This window comes from Streptomyces sp. NPDC002853, from assembly GCF_053591915.1.
This window is the reverse complement of the sequence record NZ_JBSFUS010000017.1, coordinates 102,318-121,634: the sequence shown is the minus strand read 5'-3', so window position 1 is coordinate 121,634 and position 19,317 is coordinate 102,318. Positions and strand designations below refer to the sequence as shown.

The 19,317-nt window shown below is 69.4% G+C and carries 18 protein-coding genes and 1 pseudogene; 2 read left to right on the top strand and 17 right to left on the bottom strand.

The window, feature by feature from the left end:
• Positions 1 to 2: 2 nt before the first annotated feature.
• From nuoK to ACWD02_RS38010, 11 genes are read right to left on the bottom strand one after another with little or no spacing between them, the layout of a single operon-like run.
• The gene (gene nuoK / locus ACWD02_RS38060) at positions 3 to 302 is read right to left on the bottom strand and encodes an NADH-quinone oxidoreductase subunit NuoK (RefSeq protein WP_016640174.1); all 300 of its coding nucleotides are present in this window, start codon (positions 300 to 302) and stop codon (positions 3 to 5) included.
• The gene (locus tag ACWD02_RS38055) at positions 299 to 1,114 is read right to left on the bottom strand and encodes an NADH-quinone oxidoreductase subunit J (protein ID WP_451219929.1); all 816 of its coding nucleotides are present in this window, start codon (positions 1,112 to 1,114) and stop codon (positions 299 to 301) included. The genes nuoK and ACWD02_RS38055 overlap by 4 nt, the downstream gene beginning before the upstream one ends.
• The gene (nuoI, locus tag ACWD02_RS38050) at positions 1,111 to 1,785 is read right to left on the bottom strand and encodes an NADH-quinone oxidoreductase subunit NuoI (protein ID WP_451219926.1); all 675 of its coding nucleotides are present in this window, start codon (positions 1,783 to 1,785) and stop codon (positions 1,111 to 1,113) included. The genes ACWD02_RS38055 and nuoI overlap by 4 nt, the downstream gene beginning before the upstream one ends.
• Positions 1,778 to 3,160 carry an NADH-quinone oxidoreductase subunit NuoH gene (gene nuoH / locus ACWD02_RS38045; RefSeq protein ID WP_451220030.1) on the bottom strand — a complete coding sequence of 461 codons (1,383 nt, stop codon included), beginning with the start codon at positions 3,158 to 3,160 and terminating at the stop codon, positions 1,778 to 1,780. The genes nuoI and nuoH overlap by 8 nt, the downstream gene beginning before the upstream one ends.
• Positions 3,160 to 5,673, bottom strand: coding sequence for an NADH-quinone oxidoreductase subunit G (locus ACWD02_RS38040; protein WP_451219923.1), 2,514 nt, complete (start codon positions 5,671 to 5,673; stop codon positions 3,160 to 3,162). The genes nuoH and ACWD02_RS38040 overlap by 1 nt, the downstream gene beginning before the upstream one ends.
• Positions 5,670 to 7,031 (bottom strand): NADH-quinone oxidoreductase subunit NuoF, encoded by a 1,362-nt coding sequence (gene nuoF, locus ACWD02_RS38035; protein WP_365823666.1) that lies wholly within the window; start codon positions 7,029 to 7,031, stop codon positions 5,670 to 5,672. The genes ACWD02_RS38040 and nuoF overlap by 4 nt, the downstream gene beginning before the upstream one ends.
• On the bottom strand, positions 7,031 to 7,837 hold the full coding sequence (gene nuoE, locus ACWD02_RS38030; RefSeq protein WP_451220027.1) for an NADH-quinone oxidoreductase subunit NuoE: 807 nt from the start codon (positions 7,835 to 7,837) through the stop codon (positions 7,031 to 7,033). Before nuoE ends, nuoF begins: the two co-directional genes overlap by 1 nt.
• Positions 7,838 to 7,875: 38 nt before the next feature.
• A complete protein-coding gene (locus ACWD02_RS38025; RefSeq protein ID WP_451219920.1) occupies positions 7,876 to 9,198 on the bottom strand; it encodes an NADH-quinone oxidoreductase subunit D in 1,323 nt (440 codons plus the stop codon).
• Positions 9,198 to 9,896: an NADH-quinone oxidoreductase subunit C gene (locus tag ACWD02_RS38020; RefSeq protein WP_451220024.1), complete on the bottom strand. Its 699-nt coding sequence runs from the start codon at positions 9,894 to 9,896 to the stop codon at positions 9,198 to 9,200. Before ACWD02_RS38020 ends, ACWD02_RS38025 begins: the two co-directional genes overlap by 1 nt.
• Positions 9,897 to 9,925: 29 nt before the next feature.
• Positions 9,926 to 10,480: a NuoB/complex I 20 kDa subunit family protein gene (locus ACWD02_RS38015; protein WP_160506582.1), complete on the bottom strand. Its 555-nt coding sequence runs from the start codon at positions 10,478 to 10,480 to the stop codon at positions 9,926 to 9,928.
• A gap of 21 nt (positions 10,481 to 10,501) precedes the next feature.
• Positions 10,502 to 10,861, bottom strand: a complete 360-nt coding sequence (locus ACWD02_RS38010) for an NADH-quinone oxidoreductase subunit A (RefSeq protein ID WP_003992243.1) — start codon at positions 10,859 to 10,861, stop codon at positions 10,502 to 10,504.
• An 865-nt stretch (positions 10,862 to 11,726) separates the two neighbouring features.
• Between ACWD02_RS38010 and ACWD02_RS38005 the strand changes: the two genes are divergently transcribed.
• Positions 11,727 to 12,542 (top strand): C40 family peptidase, encoded by an 816-nt coding sequence (locus ACWD02_RS38005; protein WP_451219916.1) that lies wholly within the window; start codon positions 11,727 to 11,729, stop codon positions 12,540 to 12,542.
• 79 nt (positions 12,543 to 12,621) lie between these two features.
• Here the strand turns inward: ACWD02_RS38005 and ACWD02_RS38000 are convergent, their stop codons facing one another.
• Together ACWD02_RS38000 and ACWD02_RS37995 are read right to left on the bottom strand one after the other, a co-directional pair.
• Entirely contained in the window at positions 12,622 to 12,948 is a 327-nt protein-coding gene (locus ACWD02_RS38000; protein WP_451219913.1) for a putative quinol monooxygenase, read from the bottom strand.
• 49 nt (positions 12,949 to 12,997) lie between these two features.
• A complete protein-coding gene (locus tag ACWD02_RS37995; RefSeq protein ID WP_451219910.1) occupies positions 12,998 to 14,287 on the bottom strand; it encodes a geranylgeranyl reductase family protein in 1,290 nt (429 codons plus the stop codon).
• 127 nt (positions 14,288 to 14,414) lie between these two features.
• Here ACWD02_RS37995 and ACWD02_RS37990 point away from each other — a divergent pair, with 127 nt between their 5' ends.
• On the top strand, positions 14,415 to 14,912 hold the full coding sequence (locus ACWD02_RS37990) for a GNAT family N-acetyltransferase (protein WP_451220022.1): 498 nt from the start codon (positions 14,415 to 14,417) through the stop codon (positions 14,910 to 14,912).
• A gap of 75 nt (positions 14,913 to 14,987) precedes the next feature.
• Here ACWD02_RS37990 and ACWD02_RS37985 read toward each other — a convergent pair whose 3' ends face one another.
• From ACWD02_RS37985 to ACWD02_RS37970, 4 genes and pseudogenes are all read right to left on the bottom strand, one after another.
• Positions 14,988 to 17,288: a hypothetical protein gene (locus ACWD02_RS37985; RefSeq protein WP_451220039.1), complete on the bottom strand. Its 2,301-nt coding sequence runs from the start codon at positions 17,286 to 17,288 to the stop codon at positions 14,988 to 14,990.
• Positions 17,289 to 17,594: 306 nt separating this feature from the next.
• Positions 17,595 to 17,663: pseudogene (locus ACWD02_RS37980) on the bottom strand (zinc-ribbon domain-containing protein); the annotation flags it as partial.
• 195 nt (positions 17,664 to 17,858) lie between these two features.
• A complete protein-coding gene (locus tag ACWD02_RS37975) occupies positions 17,859 to 18,551 on the bottom strand; it encodes a demethylmenaquinone methyltransferase (protein WP_451219907.1) in 693 nt (230 codons plus the stop codon).
• A gap of 162 nt (positions 18,552 to 18,713) precedes the next feature.
• Positions 18,714 to 19,313: an imidazolonepropionase-like domain-containing protein gene (locus tag ACWD02_RS37970; RefSeq protein WP_451219904.1), complete on the bottom strand. Its 600-nt coding sequence runs from the start codon at positions 19,311 to 19,313 to the stop codon at positions 18,714 to 18,716.
• Between the last annotated feature and the right edge of the window lie 4 nt (positions 19,314 to 19,317).

Sequence of the window (19,317 nt, the reverse complement as noted above, 5' to 3'; positions counted from 1 at the left end):
CCTTACAGCTTCATCAGGCTGGCGTCGTCGACCGAGGCCGAGTGACGGGAGCGGAACAGCGACACGATGATCGCGAGGCCGACCACGACTTCCGCCGCGGCGACGACCATCGTGAAGAAGGCGATGATCTGGCCGTCGAGATTGCCGTGCAGCCGGGAGAAGGCCACGAAGGCGAGGTTGCACGCGTTGAGCATCAGCTCGATACACATGAACACCACGATCGCGTTCCGCCTGATCAGCACGCCGGTGGCGCCGATCGCGAACAACAGCGCCGCGAGATACAGGTAGTTGACCGGATTCACTTCGACGCCTCCTCGGTCTTGGTCGACCGCTCCAGACGCTCCGTGGAGCGCTGTTCGAGGGCCCGCAGATCGTCCAGTGCCTCGTCCGACACATCGCGGATCTGGCCGCGCTCACGCAGCGTCTTGTTGACCGTGAGCTCGGAGGGGGTGCCGTCGGGCAGGAGACCCGCGACGTCCACGGCGTTGTGCCGGGCGTAGACACCGGGGGCGGGCAGCGGCGGGAGGTGCTTGCCGCGCACGCGCTCCTCGGACATCTCGCGCTGCGTCTTGGCTCGCTCCGTGCGCTCGCGGTGGGTGAGCACCATCGCGCCGACGGTGGCGGTGATGAGCAGGGCGCCGGTGATCTCGAAGGCGAAGACGTACTTCGTGAAGATGGCCTCGGCGAGGCCCTCCACGTTGCCGCCCGCGTTCGCCTTGCCGAGCCCGGTGAAGTCGTTCACCGAGGCGTTCCCGATGCCGGCGAAGAGCAGGATGGCGAAGCCGAAGCCACAGAGGCCGGCCAGCCAGCGCTGCCCCTTGATGGTCTCCTTCAGGGAGTCGGCGGCGGTGACACCGACGAGCATGACCACGAAGAGGAAGAGCATCATGATGGCGCCGGTGTAGACGACGACCTGGACGATGCCCAGGAAGTACGCCCCGTTGGCGAGGTAGAAGACCGCCAGGATGATCATGGTCCCGGCGAGGCAGAGCGCGCTGTGCACGGCCTTCTTCATGAGGATCGTGCACAGGGCGCCGATCACGGCGACCGTTCCGAGCACCCAGAACTGGACGGCCTCACCGGTGGACGTGGTGTAGGCGGCGAGCTGCGTCATCGGTTGATCACCTCCCCCGACGCGGGTTCGGAGTCCCCGAAGGTGGAAGCGGCCTCCTGGGGCGTCTCCCCCTTGGAGAGGGCCACTTGAGGCACCGTGCCCGGAGCGGCCTCGGTCACCAGACCGCGGTAGTAGTCCTGCTCGTCCGTGCCGGGGAAGATCGAGTGCGGTGAATCGACCATGCCCTCCTCCAGGCCGGCGAGCAGCTGCTCCTTGGTGAAGATGAGCTTCTCGCGGCTGCTGTCGGCCAGCTCGAACTCGTTCGTCATCGTCAACGCGCGCGTGGGACACGCCTCGATGCACAGACCGCACAGGATGCAGCGGGCGTAGTTGATCTGGTAGACGCGGCCGTACCGCTCGCCCGGGGAGTAGCGCTCCTCCTCGGTGTTGTCCGCGCCCTCCACGTAGATCGCGTCCGCGGGGCAGGCCCAGGCGCAGAGCTCACAGCCGACGCACTTCTCCAGGCCGTCCGGATGGCGGTTGAGCTGGTGCCTGCCGTGGAAGCGGGGAGCGGTGATCTTCTCCTGCTCCGGATACTGCTCGGTCAGCCGCTTCTTGAACATGGCCTTGAAGGTCACGCCGAAGCCCGCGACGGGGTTCTGGAACCCCTGCTTCGATTGGTTCGACTCGTGGTGTGGCTCGTGCTGCGGCTCTTTCTTCGACTCAGCCATCGGACGCCTCCTTTCCGTCACTTCGAGTTCCGTCACTTTGAGTATCCGGGCCACCACTGACAATCAACTCGCGCTCCTGGCGCGGGCGTCGTCGCGGTACGGGCGGCAGGCTCTGTCCGGGCAGCGGCGGCACCGGGAATCCGCCCGCCATCGGGTCGAAGGCGACCGGCTCGTCGCTCTCGGATCGTGCCGCCGCTTCCTTCTCGCGCTTGTCGCGGAAGATGTCGACGACCACGGAGAGCAACAGGAGCGCGATGACTCCGCCGCCCACATAGAGCGCGATCGAGGTGAAGTCGTACTCCTCGTTCCGCATCGCCCTGACCGTCGCCACGAGCATCAGCCAGACGACCGAGACCGGGATCAGGACCTTCCAGCCGAGCTTCATCAGCTGGTCGTAGCGGACGCGTGGCAGCGTGCCGCGCAGCCAGATGAAGAAGAACAGCAGCAGCTGGACCTTGATCACGAACCAGAGCATCGGCCACCAGCCGTGGTTCGCGCCCTCCCAGAAGGTGCTGATCGGGTACGGGGCCCGCCAGCCGCCCAGGAAGAGGGTGACCGAGACCGCCGAGACGGTGACCATGTTGACGTACTCGGCGAGCATGAACAGCGCGAACTTGATCGACGAGTACTCGGTGTTGAAGCCGCCGACGAGGTCGCCCTCGGACTCCGGCATGTCGAACGGAGCGCGGTTCGTCTCGCCGATCATCGTCACGATGTAGATCAGGAACGACACCGGGAGCAGCAGCACGTACCAGCGGTCCGCCTGCGCCTCCACGATCGCCGAGGTCGACATCGACCCGGAGTAGAGGAACACCGAGGCGAACGCGGCGCCCATCGCGATCTCGTACGAGATCATCTGCGCGCAGGAGCGCAGACCGCCGAGGAGCGGATACGTGGACCCGGAGCTCCAGCCCGCGAGCACGATGCCGTAGATGCCGACCGAGGCGACCGCGAGGATGTAGAGCATCGCGATCGGCAGGTCGGTGAGCTGCATCGTCGTGCGCTGGCCGAAGATCGAGATCTCGTTGCCCGCGGGACCGAAGGGGATCACCGCGATCGCCATGAACGCCGGGATGGCCGCGACGATCGGCGCGAGGATGTACACCACCTTGTCCGCGCGCTTGACGATCAGGTCTTCCTTGAGCATCAGCTTGATGCCGTCCGCGAGGGACTGCAGCATGCCCCAGGGGCCGTGCCGGTTGGGCCCGATGCGCAGCTGCATCCAGGCGACGACCTTGCGCTCCCACACGATGGAGAAGAGCACCGTCACCATCAGGAACGCGAAGCAGAACACCGCCTTGATCGCGACGAGCCACCACGGGTCACGGCCGAACATGGACAGGTCTTCCGCCGCAAGCGGCACCATGTGGTGCATCACGACGTCACCTCCGGGGCCTCAGAGGGCTCCGGCAGGAGCGCCGGGCCGATGCGGACGAGGTCGCCGGGGCGGGCGCCGGTGTCGGAAGTGACGCCTCCCCCGGTCGAGTTCAGCGGCAGCCACACCACACGGTCGGGCATCTCGGTCACCTGGAGCGGCAGTTCGGTCGCCCCCGCGGAGCCGGAGACGGCCAGGACGTCGCCGTCCTTGACCCCCGCCTCGGCCGCGGTGGCCGCCGAGAGCCGGGCGACCGCGGCGTGCCGCGTGCCGGCAAGCGCCTCGTCGCCCTCCTGGAGGCGGCCCTGGTCGAGCAGCAGCCGGTGCCCCGCGAGAACGGCCTCTCCGGAGGCGGGCCGCGGCGGCTGGGCGCCCGTCTCCAGGGGCTCCGTGGCATGCGTCCCGTCCCAGCCGCCGAGCCGGTCAAGCTCGCGCCGGACGCTCGCCAGATCGGGAAGGGCCAGATGGACGTCCCCGGCGTCGGCCAGCATGTGCAGCACACGCGCGTCCGTCGGGGCCAGCGTGCGCGTCATGTGGTCGGGCTTGAGCGAGGCCTCGAACATCCGCGCCCTGCCCTCCCAGTTGAGGAAGGTGCCGGGCTTCTCCGCGACCGCGGCCACGGGAAGCACGACGTCGGCGTGCTCGGTGACCTCACTGGGCCGCAGCTCCAGGGAGACCAGGAACCCGACCTCGGAGAGTGCTTCACGCGCGCGTGCCGGGTCAGGAAGGTCCGCGACCTCCACGCCCGCCACCAGGAGCGCGCCCAGTTCGCCGGTCGCCGCCGCCTCGATGATCTGGCCGGTGTCGCGGCCGTAGCGGTGCGGGAGTTCGGCGACGCGCCAGACGGCAGCGACCTCGTCCCGCGCGCGCGGGTCAGTGGACGGACGCCCACCGGGAAGCAGCGAGGGCAGCGCACCGGCCTCGACGGCGCCGCGCTCCCCCGCCCGGCGAGGAATCCACACCAGCCGCGCACCGGTCGCGGAAGCGGCCCGTACGGCGGCGGTGAGCCCGCCCGGCACGGCCGCGAGGCGCTCACCGACCACGATCACCGCGCCCGGAGCGCGCAGCGCCTCGGCGGCCTTCGCACCGTCGCCCTCGAGGCCGGCCTCTCCGGAGAGCGCGTCGAGCCACTCCGTCTCGGTGCCGGGAGCCGCGGGCAGCAGCGTGCCGCCCGCCTTCTCCAGGCCCCGGGTCTGGTGCGTGGCGAGGGAGAACGTCCGCTGGCCGTGCTTGCGCCAGGCCTTGCGCAGGCGCAGGAAGACCCCGGGCGCCTCCTCCTCGGCCTCGAAGCCGACGAGCAGGACCGCGGGCGCCTTCTCCACCTCCGCGTACGTGACTCCGGCACCGTCGAGATCCCGGCCGCGGCCCGCGACACGGGCGGCCAGGAAGTCGGCCTCCTCGCTGCTGTGGACGCGCGCGCGGAAGTCGATGTCGTTCGTGTCGAGCGCCACGCGCGCGTACTTGCTGTACGCGTACGCGTCCTCGACGGTGAGGCGCCCGCCGGTCAGTACACCGGCACGGCCACGCGCGGCGGCGAGACCGTTGGCCGCGGCTTCGAGGGCCTCGGGCCAGCTGGCGGTCTCCAGCTCACCCGTCTCCGCGTTGCGCACCAGCGGCGTGGTGAGCCGGTCCGGCTTCTGCGCGTAACGGAAGCCGAAGCGCCCCTTGTCGCACAGCCACTCCTCGTTGACCTCGGGGTCGTCCGCCGCGAGGCGCCGCATGACCTTGCCGCGCCGGTGGTCGGTACGGGTCGCGCAGCCGCCCGCGCAGTGCTCGCAGACCGAAGGCGACGACACCAGGTCGAAGGGCCGGGAGCGGAAGCGATACGCCGCCGAGGTCAGCGCCCCGACCGGACAGATCTGGATCGTGTTCCCGGAGAAGTACGACTCGAAGGGATCGCCCTCGCCCGTGCCGACCTGCTGGAGCGCGCCGCGCTCGATCAGCTCGATCATCGGGTCGCCAGCGATCTGGTTCGAGAACCGGGTGCAGCGCGCGCACAGCACGCACCGCTCACGGTCGAGAAGCACCTGCGTGGAGATCGGCACCGGCTTCTCGTACGTCCGCTTCTTGCCCTCGAAGCGGGAGTCCGGGTCGCCGACCTGCATCGCCTGGTTCTGCAGCGGGCACTCGCCGCCCTTGTCGCAGACCGGGCAGTCCAGCGGGTGGTTGATGAGGAGCAGCTCCATCACCCCGCGCTGGGCCTTCTCGGCGACCGGCGAGGAGAGCTGCGACTTCACGACCATGCCGTCGGTGCAGGTGATGGTGCAGGAGGCCATCGGCTTGCGCTGGCCCTCCACCTCGACGATGCACTGGCGGCAGGCGCCCGCCGGGTCGAGCAGCGGGTGGTCGCAGAACCTCGGGATCTCGATGCCGAGGAGCTCGGCGGCCCGGATCACCAGCGTCCCCTTCGGGACGCTGATCTCGGCGCCGTCGATCGTCAGCGACACGAGATCTTCCGGCGGAACCGCCGCCTCGCCGCCCCCGGAGGGAGCGCTATTAGTGGTCACTGTCATGCGTTCACCTCCGAATGTGCGGCGGGCCGGTCGGCCCAGAGCGTCGACTTGGCCGGGTCGAAGGGGCAGCCCTTGCCGGTGATGTGCTGCTCGTACTCCTCGCGGAAGTACTTGAGCGAGGAGAAGATCGGCGAGGCCGCACCGTCACCGAGGGCACAGAAGGACTTGCCGTTGATGTTGTCGGCGATGTCGTTGAGCTTGTCCAGGTCGGACATGACGCCCTTGCCGGCCTCGATGTCGCGGAGCAACTGCACCAGCCAGTACGTTCCTTCGCGGCAGGGCGTGCACTTGCCGCAGGACTCGTGGGCGTAGAACTCGGTCCAGCGGGTGACCGCGCGCACCACGCACGTCGTCTCGTCGAAGCACTGGAGCGCCTTCGTGCCGAGCATCGAGCCGGCGGCGCCCACTCCCTCGTAGTCCAGCGGGACGTCGAGGTGTTCGTCGGTGAACATCGGCGTCGATGAGCCGCCCGGCGTCCAGAACTTGAGCCGGTGGCCCGCCCTGATCCCGCCGCTCATCTCGAGGAGTTGGCGCAGGGTGATGCCGAGCGGGGCCTCGTACTGGCCGGGGCTCGTGACGTGGCCGCTCAGCGAATAGAGCGTGAAGCCGGGGGACTTCTCGCTTCCCATCGACTTGAACCAGTCTTTTCCGCGATTCAGGATCGCGGGAACCGACGCGATGGACTCGACGTTATTGACAACAGTGGGGCATGCGTAGAGGCCCGCGACGGCCGGGAAAGGGGGACGCAGTCGCGGCTGGCCACGGCGGCCTTCGAGCGAGTCGAGCAGCGCGGTCTCCTCACCACAGATGTACGCGCCCGCGCCCGCGTGCACGGTGAGTTCGAGGTCGAGTCCGCTGCCCAGGATGTTCTCGCCCAGGAATCCCGCCTCTTTCGCCTCACGCACGGCCTCGTGCAACCGCCTGAGCACGGGGACGACTTCACCGCGCAGGTAGATGAAGGCATGCGACGAACGGATCGCGTAACAGGCGATCACAATGCCCTCGATGAGGCTATGCGGATTGGCGAAGAGGAGCGGGATGTCCTTGCAGGTCCCGGGCTCCGATTCGTCGGCGTTGACAACTAGATAGTGCGGCTTTCCATCGCCCTGCGGAATGAACTGCCATTTCATTCCGGTGGGGAATCCGGCGCCGCCCCTGCCGCGCAGACCGGAGTCCTTCACGTACGCGATGAGGTCGTCCGGCGCCATGGCCAGGGCCTTGCGCAGGCCTTCGTACCCCTCGTGCCGTCGGTAGGTCTCCAGCGTCCAGGACTTCTCCTCGTCCCAGAACGCCGAGAGCACCGGCGCGAGCAGCTTCTCGGGGCTCGTCTCGTTGTCGATCTCGGCTGCCAAGGTCATCACTCCCCCTCCTCGGCGGTCGGTCCGGCCGGGTGGGCCGGGTCGGATGCCGAGGTCTCCTGCGGTGCGTCGTGCGAGCTGAGGTGCTCGGCAGGCGCCTCGTCCTGCGGGCCGCCCGCGCGTGGGTGGACCACCCGTGGCTGCGGCAACTCGCCCTTGGCCAGGCGAAGGCCGATCAGCGAGGCAGGGCCCGCGCCGCCGCTCGCCTCGACGGCGCCGGCCCGCTCGTCGGGGAAGCCCGCGAGGATCCGGGCCGTCTCCTTGTACGTGCACAAGGGGGCGCCGCGGGTCGGCTCGACCTGCACGCCCGCGCGCAGGTCGTCGACGAGCCGCTTGGCGGTCTCGGGAGTCTGGTTGTCGAAGAACTCCCAGTTGACCATCACGACGGGGGCAAAGTCGCAGGCCGCGTTGCACTCGATGTGCTCCAGCGTGACCTTGCCGTCCTCCGTGGTGCCTTCGTTGCCGACGCCCAGGTGCGCCTGGAGCGACTCGAAGATCGCGTCGCCGCCCATGACGGCACACAACGTGTTCGTACAGACGCCGACCTGATAGTCACCGGAGGGCTTGCGCCGGTACATCGTGTAGAAGGTCGCGACCGCGGTGACCTCGGCGGTGGTCAGGCCGAGCACCTCCGCGCAGAAGGCCATGCCCGTGCGCGTGACGTGGCCCTCCTCCGACTGCACGAGGTGCAGCAGCGGGAGCAGCGCGGACCGGGAGTCCGGGTAGCGGGAGATGACCTCCTTGGCGTCCGCGTCGAGCCTGGCCCGTACGTCTGCCGGGAAGTCGGGGGCGGGGAGTTGGGGCATGCCCAGGCTGACGCCCGCGCCCTGGGAAGGGGTGGTGGTCACCGGTCGACGCCTCCCATCACGGGGTCGATGGACGCGACGGCGACGATGACGTCGGCGACCTGGCCGCCCTCACACATCGCCGCCATGGCCTGCAGGTTGGTGAAGGACGGGTCACGGAAGTGGACCCGGTAGGGGCGGGTGCCGCCGTCGGAGACGACATGCACCCCGAGCTCGCCCTTGGGCGACTCGACCGCGGTGTACGCCTGCCCGGCCGGGACCCTGAAGCCCTCGGTCACCAGCTTGAAGTGGTGGATCAGGGCCTCCATGGAGGTGCCCATGATCTTCTTGATGTGATCGAGCGAGTTGCCGAGGCCGTCGGGGCCCAGCGCCAGTTGCGCGGGCCAGGCGATCTTCTTGTCACCAACCATGACCGGTCCCGGCGCGAGCCGGTCCAGGCACTGCTCGACGATGCGCAGCGACTGGCGCATCTCCTCCAGACGAATCAGGAAGCGTCCGTAGGAGTCGCAGGTGTCGGCGGTCGGCACGTCGAACTCGTAGTTCTCGTAGCCGCAGTAGGGCTGCGCCTTGCGCAGGTCGTGCGGCAGACCGGCCGAGCGCAGGACGGGTCCCGTGGCGCCGAGCGCCATGCAGCCGGCGAGGTCGAGGTAGCCGACGTCCTGCATACGGGCCTTGAAGATGGGGTTCCCGGTGGCGAGCTTGTCGTACTCGCCGAGGTTCTTGCTCATCTTCTTCACGAACTCGCGGATCTGGTCCACCGCGCCCGGGGGCAGGTCCTGGGCGAGTCCGCCGGGCCGGATGTACGCGTGGTTCATGCGCAGGCCGGTGATCAGCTCGAAGATGTCGAGAACGAGTTCACGATCGCGGAAGCCGTAGATCATGATCGTCGTCGCGCCCAGCTCCATGCCGCCGGTGGCGATGCACACCAGGTGCGAGGAGAGGCGGTTGAGCTCCATCAGGAGCACGCGGATGATCGAGGCGCGGTCCGGGATCTGGTCCTCGATGCCGAGAAGCTTCTCGACGCCGAGGCAGTACGCCGCCTCGTTGAAGAACGGCGTCAGATAGTCCATGCGCGTGACGAACGTCGTGCCCTGCGTCCACGTGCGGTACTCGAGGTTCTTCTCGATGCCCGTGTGCAGATAGCCGATGCCGCAGCGGGCCTCGGAGACGGTCTCGCCCTCGATCTCCAGGATGAGCCGGAGCACACCGTGGGTGGAGGGGTGCTGCGGACCCATGTTGACGATGATGCGCTCGTCGTCCGACCGGGCGGCGGACTGGACGACTTCGTCCCAGTCGCCGCCGGTGACCGTATATACGGTCCCCTCGGTCGTCTCGCGGGCGGAGGCGTGTGAAGTGGACATCAGCTGTACGACCTCCGCTGGTCCGGAGCCGGGATCTGGGCGCCCTTGTACTCGACGGGGATGCCGCCGAGGGGGTAGTCCTTGCGCTGCGGGAAGCCCTGCCAGTCGTCCGGCATCATGATCCGCGTCAGCGCCGGATGACCGTCGAAGATCAGGCCGAAGAAGTCGTACGCCTCGCGCTCGTGCCAGTCGTTCGTCGGATAGACGGCGACCAGCGAGGGGACGTGCGGATCGGCGTCAGGGGCGCTGACTTCGAGCCGGATCAGGCGGTTGTGGGTGATCGAGCGCAGGTGGTAGACGGCGTGCAGCTCGCGGCCCTTGTCCTCGAGGAAGTGCACCCCCGAGACACCCGTACAGAGCTCGAAGCGCAGGGCGGGGTCGTCGCGCAGGGTCTGGGCGACCCGCACGAGGTGCTCGCGCGCGATGTGGAAGGTGAGCTCGTCACGGTCGACGACCGTCTTCTCGATCGCGTTCTCCGGGAGGAGCCCCTGCTCTTCCAGGGCTCCTTCCAGCTCGTCCGCGACTTCGTCGAACCAGCCGCCGTACGGGCGAGCGGAGGCGCCGGGCAGGGTGACCGTGCGCACCAGGCCGCCGTAACCGGACGTGTCGCCGCCGTTGTTGGCGCCGAACATGCCCCTGCGGACGCCGATGACCTTGCCGGCCTCGTCGCGGGGAGCGGGGACGCCGTTCCCGTTCAGGTGCTCGTCGTGTTCGTCGTGGGCGTCGCTCACCGCAGCAGCCCCTTCATCTCGATGGTGGGGAGGGCCTTGAGGGCCGCCTCCTCCGCCTCGCGGGCCGCTTCCTCGGCGTTGACCCCGAGCTTGCCGCCCTGGATCTTCTGGTGGAGCTTGAGGATCGCGTCCATCAGCATCTCGGGCCGCGGCGGACAGCCGGGCAAATAGATGTCAACAGGGACAATGTGGTCCACGCCCTGCACAATCGCGTAATTGTTGAACATCCCGCCCGACGAAGCGCAAACCCCCATGGAAATGACCCACTTGGGGTTGGGCATCTGGTCATAGACCTGCCGCAGGACCGGCGCCATCTTCTGGCTCACACGCCCGGCCACGATCATCAGATCGGCCTGCCGCGGCGAACCGCGGAAGACCTCCATGCCGAAGCGAGCCAGGTCATAACGCCCGGCTCCCGTCGTCATCATCTCGATGGCGCAGCACGCGAGGCCGAAGGTCGCGGGGAAGACGGATGACTTGCGCACCCAGCCCGCGGCTTGTTCGACGGTGGTCAGCAGAAAACCGCTCGGCAGTTTCTCTTCGAGTCCCATGCTCTTTGGCCCCTCAGACCTTTAGTCCCATTCCAGGCCGCCACGCCGCCATACGTACGCGTACGCGACGAAGACGGTGAGCACGAAGAGCAGCATCTCCACGAGCCCGAAAATCCCGAGGGCGTCGAAGGTGACGGCCCAGGGGTAAAGGAAGACGATCTCGATGTCGAAGACGATGAAGAGCATCGCCGTCAGGTAGTACTTGATGGGAAATCGCCCGCCGCCGGCCGGAGTCGGCGTCGGCTCGATACCGCACTCATACGCCTCGAGCTTGGCGCGGTTGTACCGCTTTGGACCGATAAGCGTGGCCATGACCACGGAGAAGATCGCAAAGCCTGCCCCGAGGGCTCCCAGCACGAGGATGGGCGCATAGGCGTTCACGCTCCTCGCTCCTCTCAGTCGGCACTGACTGTTGGCGGTTGCATCGGACCGCGACCCACCCACCACGACCCACGAAGATCGCTTACATGTGAAGCAGGTCACAAGCCCAACTGCCCCGCATCTTATGCCCGCCGGTCTGTGATCTGCGACACGGGGTGCGACAACGGCTTTGTGATCTCCACCACCTGACGAAGGATCATGAAGTCGGATGAGCGGTGATCTTCATACGCGAAGCGCCTGAGTGATCACCAGAGGTGACATCTCAGCGAGTTACCGCTGGTCGGGAGGGGGTCGCCCTATCAAGCGATGGCCGCCGCAAGCAAATTGGCGCTGGACGCCCTGGCTTGATAGTGGCGGCTCATTCACACTTTGGCGGGAGTGGTGTGGATGAAGGTGGACAGCCGCTGACGCGTGCACAGATTCACGAGCGGCCGGAGCGTCCGCCACGCGGGAGTCACGGAGAGACGAATCGGCACCCCGTCGGCACGGACCCGTCGTCGATCCGTCATCGATCCATCACCGGTCCCCCATACGGGCAACACCCCTGAATTCTTCGGGAGATCTCAGGAAGGTCTCGGCGCGATCTCAGGGAGATCCCCTAGGGCTACACCTGTGACCTGCGCCACACACCAATGCACGGCAAAGAAACCGGGCTTGGCCAACCGGCTCAACCGGTGGTAGTCCGCGGGCAATTCGGGCGTATCGCAGAAAACCCATGATCACAGGCGTGATCGCCGTTGTCCGCATTGCCCGTTACGGCGTCAATAAGAAGTGACACGCCCGGGATTCGGGGCCGAGAACGGCAACTGTGGCGCAGCCCACGTTTCTTGAAGGGAACCCTGACTCCCTGATAGCGGTTGTTCTCATGTCCCACACCGCTCACATACCCAGCCACCGGAAGCCCCGTCGTAGCGCCACGAAGCAGGCCCTGCGCGCCGGAGTTGCCGGTGGCGTCCTCAGCACCCTGGCAGTGGCCGCGGCCGCCGGCACGGCGAACGCCGCCGAGCCGGTGACCGAGACCATCGAAATGCCCACGCTCACCGCGGATCTCTCCACGCAGATCGCGCAGTCCGCTGAGGCCACCCAGCAGACCGCCGACAGCTACGAGCTCCGCGCCGAGCAGGACGCGGCCGCCGTGAAGGCCGCCAAGCAGGCCAAGGAAGACCAGGCCGCCGCCGAGAAGAAGGCAGCGGCCAAGGCGAAGGCCGAGGCCGCCGCCAAGAAGAAGGCGGAGGAGGAGCGCGCCTCGCGTTCCGCCGAGCGCACCACGCTCAGCGCCGCCGGCGGCTCCAGCGCATCCACCGCCGACACGCCCGCTCCGGCCAGCGGCAGCGTCGGCACGGTCATCAGCTTCCTGAAGGCCCAGCTCGGCGACGCGTACGTCATGGGTGCCTCCGGACCCAACGCGTGGGACTGCTCCAGCCTCGTCCAGGCCGCGTTCAAGCAGGCGGGCGTGGACCTTCCGCGCGTCTCGCAGGACCAGTCGGTCTCCGGTACGCCGGTCTCGCTCTCCAACGTCCAGGTGGGCGACATCCTTTACTGGGGTGGCGCGGGCTCCGCGTACCACGTGGGTGTGTACATCGGTAACGGCCAGTACCTCGACGCCGCCAACCCCGGCAAGGGCGTTGTCATCCAGGACCTGTCGGGCTACCCCGCCGACGGTGCCGTGCGCGTCCTCTGAGGGCCCTCACAGACACTCGGAAGGGCCGGGAACCCCCCAGTGGGGTTCCCGGCCCTTCTGTGCGCTCAGCGCGTGCGCCTCAGCCCTTCGGTGACAACTCGCCCATCTCGGACCAACTGCCGCCCGGGATCTCGGTGTGGATGATCTCGGGGGTCGAGGCGATCAGCCCGGACATCGTCTCCATGCCGGCCTTGAAGTGGTCGGAGCCGACGTGCGCCGCGCCCGCCTCCTGGGAGGCGAAGCCCTCCAGGAGGACGAACTGGTTGGGGTCGTCGACGCTGCGGGACCAGTCGTAGAAGAGGTTGCCCTCCTCCGCGCGCGTGGCCCGCGTGAACTCGGCGGTCCGCTCCAGCCAGCTGTCGGCGTACTCGGGGCGGACGGTGAACTTGACTGCGATGAAAATCATGCGACCAGCCTCGTACCACCCACGGGGTGAGGGCAAATCGGACAGATGCTCACGCCTTCGGCGCCACCTTGCTCAGGCCGTTGATGATGCGGTCCATCGCGTCGCCGCCCGTCGGGTCGGTGAGGTTGGCCAGCATCTTCAGCGTGAAGCGCATCAGCATCGGGTGCGTCAGACCGCGCTGCGTGGCGATCTTCATGACCTTCGGGTTGCCGATGAGCTTCACGAAGGCACGGCCCAGCGTGTAGTAGCCGCCGTAGGTGTCCTTGAGGACCTTCGGGTAGCGCTGCAGCGCCAACTCCCGCTGGGCGGGAGTCTGACGGGCGTGCGCCTGGACGATGACGTCCGCCGCGATCTGCCCCGACTCCATGGCGTACGCGATGCCCTCGCCGTTGAAGGGGTTCACCATGCCGCCCGCGTCGCCCACCAGGAGCAGGCCCTTGGTGTAGTGCGGCTGGCGGTTGAAGGCCATCGGCAGGGCGGCGCCGCGGATCGGCATCGTCATGTTGTCCGGGGTGTAGCCCCACTCCTCCGGCATCGAGGCGCACCAGGCCTTCAGCACCTCGCGCCAGTCCAGCTCCTTGTAGGCGGAGGAGGAGTCGAGGATGCCGAGCCCGACGTTCGACGTGCCGTCACCCATGCCGAAGACCCAGCCGTAGCCGGGAAGGAGCCGGTCCTCGGCGCCGCGCCGGTCCCACAGCTCCAGCCAGGACTCCAGGTAGTCGTCGTCGTGGCGGGGCGAGGTGAAGTACGTACGGACGGCGACGCCCATCGGACGGTCCTCGCGGCGGTGCAGGCCCATCGCGAGGGAGAGCCGCGTCGAGTTGCCGTCGGCGGCGACCACCAGCGGGGCGTGGAAGGTGACCGGGGTCTTCTCCTCGCCGAGCTTGGCGTGCACGCCGGTGATGCGGCCCGTGCGGTCGTCGACGATCGGGGCGCCGACGTTGCAGCGCTGGTACAGGCGGGCGCCCGCCTTCTGCGCCTGGTTGGCGAGCTGCTCGTCGAAGTCGTCGCGCTTACGGACCAGGCCGTAGTTGGGGTAGGCGGCGAGTTCCGGCCAATCGAGCTGGAGCCGTACACCGCCGCCGATGATGCGCAGGCCCTTGTTCCGCAGCCAGCCCGCCTCCTCGGAGATGTCGATCCCCATGGACACCAGCTGTTTGGTGGCGCGCGGCGTCAGGCCGTCGCCGCAGACCTTCTCCCTGGGGAACGCGGTCTTCTCCAGGAGCAGAACGTCGAGTCCGGCCTTCGCCAGGTAATAGGCGGTCGTGGAACCGGCTGGCCCGGCCCCGACGACGATCACATCAGCGGTGTGTTCGGTGAGGGGCTGGGGTTCGGTCACGGCGGGTTCTCCCCAAGGCTCGAAATCTGTGTGCCGACGGGCACGGGTTATGGGCAGTCTATGCAGCGGTACCGATCAGCCAGCCGAAGGGCCACCCGTGACAAAGCAGGCACCGCCGACCAAGACCATGCCCGCCGTACAGCTGCGTGTTCCCACACACGAGGACGCGTTCGCCTGGCACCGGCTCTTCGACGACCCGGAGGTCATGGAGTTCTTCGGCACCGGCACGTCGGCCGAGCTCTCCGTGTACGAGGAGCTGACCGCCCGGCAGCGCAGACACGACGCCGAACTGGGCTACTGCCTGTGGACGTTGCTCGACGCGGACGGCCGGCCCATCGGCTTCGCCGGAGCGCAGCCCTGGCCGCGCGACTGGGGGCCCACGGGCGAGATCGAGATCGGCTGGCGGCTCGGCAGGGCCGCCTGGGGGAAGGGGTACGCGACCGCCGCCGCGCACGCCACCCTGGAACGGGTGCGGGCGGCGGGCGTACCGGACGTGGTCGCGATGGTCGACCCCCTCAACGAACGGTCCGTGGCGGTGACCCGGCGGCTCGGCATGAAGCCGGCCGAGACCTTCGTGTCACCGCTGACGAAGCGGGAGGCACACTGCTTCCGGCTCGCGCTGTAGCGGGGCGCCCAGGACTGACGGGACGGACGAGGTTCCGCGAGGGCGGTGCGGGCGTACGCCAGGGGCCCGGGGGACTCAGCCGTTGAGCCGCCAGTTCTCGAGGGCGATCCGGTGGTTCTTCTCGCCCTCCCCCGCGGGCCAGAAGTCGGCCCGCCAGGAAAGCAGGATGGCGTACTCGGTGCCGTTGTCCGCGACGTAACTCTGGTTCAGCGCATGGATCTCGCGGCCCGCCCTGTCGGTGTACGTGTACTCCCAGATCGCACCGCTGCGCCCCTGGAAAGTGTTCGGCTCAAGCCTGAGCCGCTGGTAGTCCGACTTCTTCGGGTCCTTCTTCGCGTCCTTCTCGATGGTCGTGAAGTTCTCGTACGAGGTGTACGGGGCGTTCGGGACCACGCCGACGATGTACTGCTCCGGGCCGGTCGACCCGGCGTACACGATCTGGCCGGGGCGCTCCTCGCCCTGCCGGGACCAGCCGTCGGGCACGGCGAACTCGAAGCCGCTCACGTCGGACACCAGGTCGAAGCCCGCGGGTGCTCCGGGGGCGTCGTCCACGGTGTCCGGGCTCGCGCTCGGCTCCACCTCCGGGTCCTCCGTGCTGTCCGTCGGGGTGTCCGAGGGGGACGGCGCCGGCGTGGGGTCCTGGCTGCGGCTGACGGCGGGCTTGTCGTCCTTGCCGCCCGCCTTGTCGGCGGAGCCGTCGTTGTTGTCCTGCCAGAGCAGGACGCCGGCCGCGATGCCGCTGCCGATGACGAAGGCGGCGGTGAGCGTGGCGACCCAGAGGGCGGTGCGCCGGGGCTCGGGCTGGGCGGGCGGCTGCTGGTGCAGCTGGAAGGCGTGGGGGTCGTAGGCCGTGGGGGCGTAGGCGGGGTTCGCGGCCGGGTCGTACGCGGGCTGGGGGGTGGCTCCGGGAATCGGGGCAACTCCCGGCGTCGACGCGTCCCCTGAGACCGGACCCACCACACCGATGGCGCTCTCGGTGGGCGCGGTGGCCACGGAACCGGGAGCGTCGGGGGCGCCGGACGCGCCCGCAAGGCCACTCGGCATCGGCGGGACCCGCGGCATCGGCACCGCGCCGGCCCCCGGCCGCTGACCCGCGAGTTGCAGCAGGAACGGCGCGACGAGCGCGGCGGCGAACACCCAGAGCAGCCCGAACAGCAGCGCGTCCGGCACGCTCACGCCCGCCTCGAAGCTGCCGTTGCCCGAGCCGCTCCCGCTTCCGCCGCCGCCGAACTCCGACGAGGCGCTGCCGGTCGCGTCGATGCCGAATCCGCCGATCCCGGCGAGGAGCAGGAAGAGCCCGAAGAAGATCCCGGCGGCGAGGAGTTGCTCACCCCGGTGCGCGGAACGCCGCGCGGCGAGCAGGCCGAGGACCAGCGCGCACACGAGGCCGAGCGCCAGCGCCCCGACGACGGCCCAGTCGTTGGTGACGTCCCCCAGCTCGGAGAGCCCGAAGGACTCGCTCTCGCGGCCGCCGCCGTACGCCGAACTGCTCCCCTCCACCGAGGCGCCGAGCGGTGCTCCCCAGCCGAGGCCGAGGGCGGCGATGCCGAGGTTCGGCAGCAGGAGCAGGGCGATGAGCAGGGGGGACACATCGGTGTCGTCGAGGTCGGCGAGACCTTCGAGGTCGTCGATCTGGGCGAGGCTGATGAACGCGACGAGCGAGCAGACGACGAGGACGATCGCGAGCGCCCGCAGCGCGGTGCCGGTGGCGCGGAACGCCGCCTGCCAGCTGGGGCGTTGGGCGAGCCACGGAGCCAGGTCGTCGCGGTGCAGCACACCGCAGGAGACGGCCGGCGCCAGTACGAGCGCGCCGAGCGCGGCGAGCACCGGGGACGAGGAGAGCTCGACGCCCTCGATCTCGGGCTGCGCGAAGAGGCCGAGCGTCAGCGTGCCCGCGGTCACCAGCAGGGTGACGCGTACGGCGGCCTCAAGCCCGGCCGTGCCGCCGCCGAGGCCCCCGGTGCGCATCAGCACTCGGGTGCGCAGGAGGCGTACGCCGATGTAGAGGGCCCCGATCCACAGGGCGGTGGCGGTCAGCGGAATGAGGTGCAGCGAGGCACTGCCGTCGAAGGCCACGTCGACGCTCGAACTCTCGCCGCCGAAGAGGGACGACTGCTGCCGCTCGCTCCCGGAGATCTCGAAGCCGCCGCCCACGGCCTGGAGCAGCGTCGCGAGGGCGATCCGGAGCCGGTCGGTGAATCCGACGACGACGTCACCGTCCCCCTGCCCGTAGGAGGGAACGGCCAGTGCGACGGCCGCGACGAGCACGAGACCGACCGGCCACAGCGCGGCCTGCGCGGCCCCGGCCCAGTCCCCGCGGAAGGCCCGCCCGAGGAAGGCACCGAGCGGAGAGGGGCCTGCGGGTGGCGCGGGCACATAGGCGGGCGGGGGTGGGGACGGGGGCGGCGGAAGTGCGGGCGCGGGAAGGGAAGTTGCGGTGAACCCGGGCCCCTCGGGGGTGCCTTCAGGCGTACGCCCCGACGCCGCGACTGCGGATTCACGGGCGGATTCACGGGCGGGTTCACCGGCGGCTTCACGGGCTTGCTCACCGGCGGGTTCACCGGCACCTTCACCGGCCTCAGGCTCCACCGGCGCCGCGTCCGCGGAGGTCGGCACCCCAAGCTCCGCCGCGGGCAGATCCGCGGGCCCCGCGTCCACCGTCGTGTCACGCGGACGCTCTCGCCCGCACTTCATGCAGAAGCGGGCCTCATCAGGGGTGGGTGCCCCGCAGTGAGGGCAATGCGACGCCATGGGAACGCTCCGTCATTGGGGAGATGACCAGAAAGACCGACCCGCGCCGAACGGTCCCGCGGCGCCCCGACGCGAAAGAGCGGCTTCGCGTCGACACCGCCGCGTCGGCGGGGAGTCGTATCACAACGGACACATCTTGCCCGGTGGCTGGTTCCCGTCAACTCGGTTCACGGCGCGGGAATCTCCGTCCGAAGGCTAGGCCTTGAACCCGCGGTGCAGCGCCACGACGCCGCCCGTCAGATTCCGCCACGCCACCTTCGACCAGCCCGCCTCCTGCAACCGCGCGGCGAGCGTCGGCTGGTCGGGCCAGGAGCGGATGGACTCCGCGAGATAGACGTACGCGTCGGGGTTGGAGGAGACCGTGCGCGCCACCGGCGGCAGCGCCCGCATCAGGTACTCCTCGTAGACCGTGCGGAACGGCGCCCACGTCGCGTGCGAGAACTCGCAGATGACGACCCGGCCGCCCGGCTTCGTCACGCGGTACATCTCCCGCAGCGCCTGGACCGTCTCGTTGACGTTGCGCAGGCCGAAGGAGATCGTGACGGCGTCGAACGTGTCGTCCTTGAACGGCAGCTTCGTCGCGTCCCCCGCCGTGAACGGCATCCAGGGGTGGCGGGCCTTGCCGACCTGCAGCATGCCGAGCGAGAAGTCACAGGGCACGACATACGCGCCGGCCTGCGCGAAGGGCTGCGAGGAGGTGGCGGTGCCCGCGGCCAGGTCCAGCACCTTCTGCGCGGGCCGCGCGTCGACCGCCTTCGCGACCCCCTTGCGCCACAGCCTGGCCTGCCCGAGCGACAGCACGTCGTTCGTGAGGTCGTACCGTTCCGCCACGTCGTCGAACATCGAGGCGACTTCGTGCGGCTGCTTGTCCAAGGTGGCTCGGGTCACCCGGCCATTGTGGCAGGCCGCGGCCGGCTCGCCCGCGGCGGGCGTTTCGCTGTCGTGTCTGCCTGGTGCGGGCTGCCTGGCGAGTGCGGGTTGGCGAGTGCGGGTTGGTCGTGGTTGCTCGCGCGGTTCCCCGCGCCCCTGATGCGCCCCTGCGGGGCTGCCTCAGCGGGCTCGGTACACCATGCGTCCGCCGACCACCGTCGCCACGCACGTTCCCGCGCCCTGGAGCACCAGCTCGGCGCGGTCGGGCACGTCGAAGATCGCGAAGCGGGCCGGGCCGCCCTGTGTCAGGGGCGGCAGGAGGACCAGCGGGGTCGGCGACAGGGACGCCGGGCCCGGCAGCCGCTGCGGGCGGTGTCCGATCGCCAGGCCCGCCCTGCGGACGGTGTCGACGACGGGCCGGGCCCGCAGTTCGCCCGCGATGGCCACCGTGCCGTGCGCGAAGAGCCGCTGCACGCCCCGGCGGGCGCTGGCGCCCACGCGGGACGGGTCGATGCGGAACAGGGCCCGCGCCCGCTCCCCGCCGATGGGCTCGGTGCCGAGGTGGCCGGCCTCGCGCGGGTCGGGGTGGTAGGTGGCTTCGAGGAGTTCGGGTCCGTAGGGGTTGAGCAGGCCCGGCGTGAGGATGCCGGGCCAGCGGCGGACGCGGGCAGCCGGGTGCGCGGCGGCCAGCTCCTCGAACGGGCCGACGGCGGCGACGCTCGCCCCGTCGACCAGGACCGCCGTCTCCGGTGTGCCGTCGGCGACATGAAGTGTGCGCAAGGCG

Bases quoted from the DNA above. Each gene is read 5' to 3' on its own strand.
- ACWD02_RS38005 (WP_451219916.1), top strand. From the start codon at position 11,727: ATGTCCCACACCGCTCACATACCCAGCCACCGGAAGCCCCGTCGTAGC.
- ACWD02_RS38025 (WP_451219920.1), bottom strand. From the start codon at position 9,198: ATGTCCACTTCACACGCCTCCGCCCGCGAGACGACCGAGGGGACCGTA.
- ACWD02_RS38015 (WP_160506582.1), bottom strand. From the start codon at position 10,480: ATGGGACTCGAAGAGAAACTGCCGAGCGGTTTTCTGCTGACCACCGTC.
- nuoH (WP_451220030.1), bottom strand. From the start codon at position 3,160: ATGCACCACATGGTGCCGCTTGCGGCGGAAGACCTGTCCATGTTCGGC.
- nuoI (WP_451219926.1), bottom strand. From the start codon at position 1,785: ATGGCTGAGTCGAAGAAAGAGCCGCAGCACGAGCCACACCACGAGTCG.
- ACWD02_RS38040 (WP_451219923.1), bottom strand. From the start codon at position 5,673: ATGACAGTGACCACTAATAGCGCTCCCTCCGGGGGCGGCGAGGCGGCG.
- nuoF (WP_365823666.1), bottom strand. From the start codon at position 7,031: ATGACCTTGGCAGCCGAGATCGACAACGAGACGAGCCCCGAGAAGCTG.
- ACWD02_RS38055 (WP_451219929.1), bottom strand. From the start codon at position 1,114: ATGACGCAGCTCGCCGCCTACACCACGTCCACCGGTGAGGCCGTCCAG.
- ACWD02_RS38000 (WP_451219913.1), bottom strand. From the start codon at position 12,948: ATGATTTTCATCGCAGTCAAGTTCACCGTCCGCCCCGAGTACGCCGAC.
- ACWD02_RS37990 (WP_451220022.1), top strand. From the start codon at position 14,415: ATGCCCGCCGTACAGCTGCGTGTTCCCACACACGAGGACGCGTTCGCC.
- nuoE (WP_451220027.1), bottom strand. From the start codon at position 7,837: ATGCCCCAACTCCCCGCCCCCGACTTCCCGGCAGACGTACGGGCCAGG.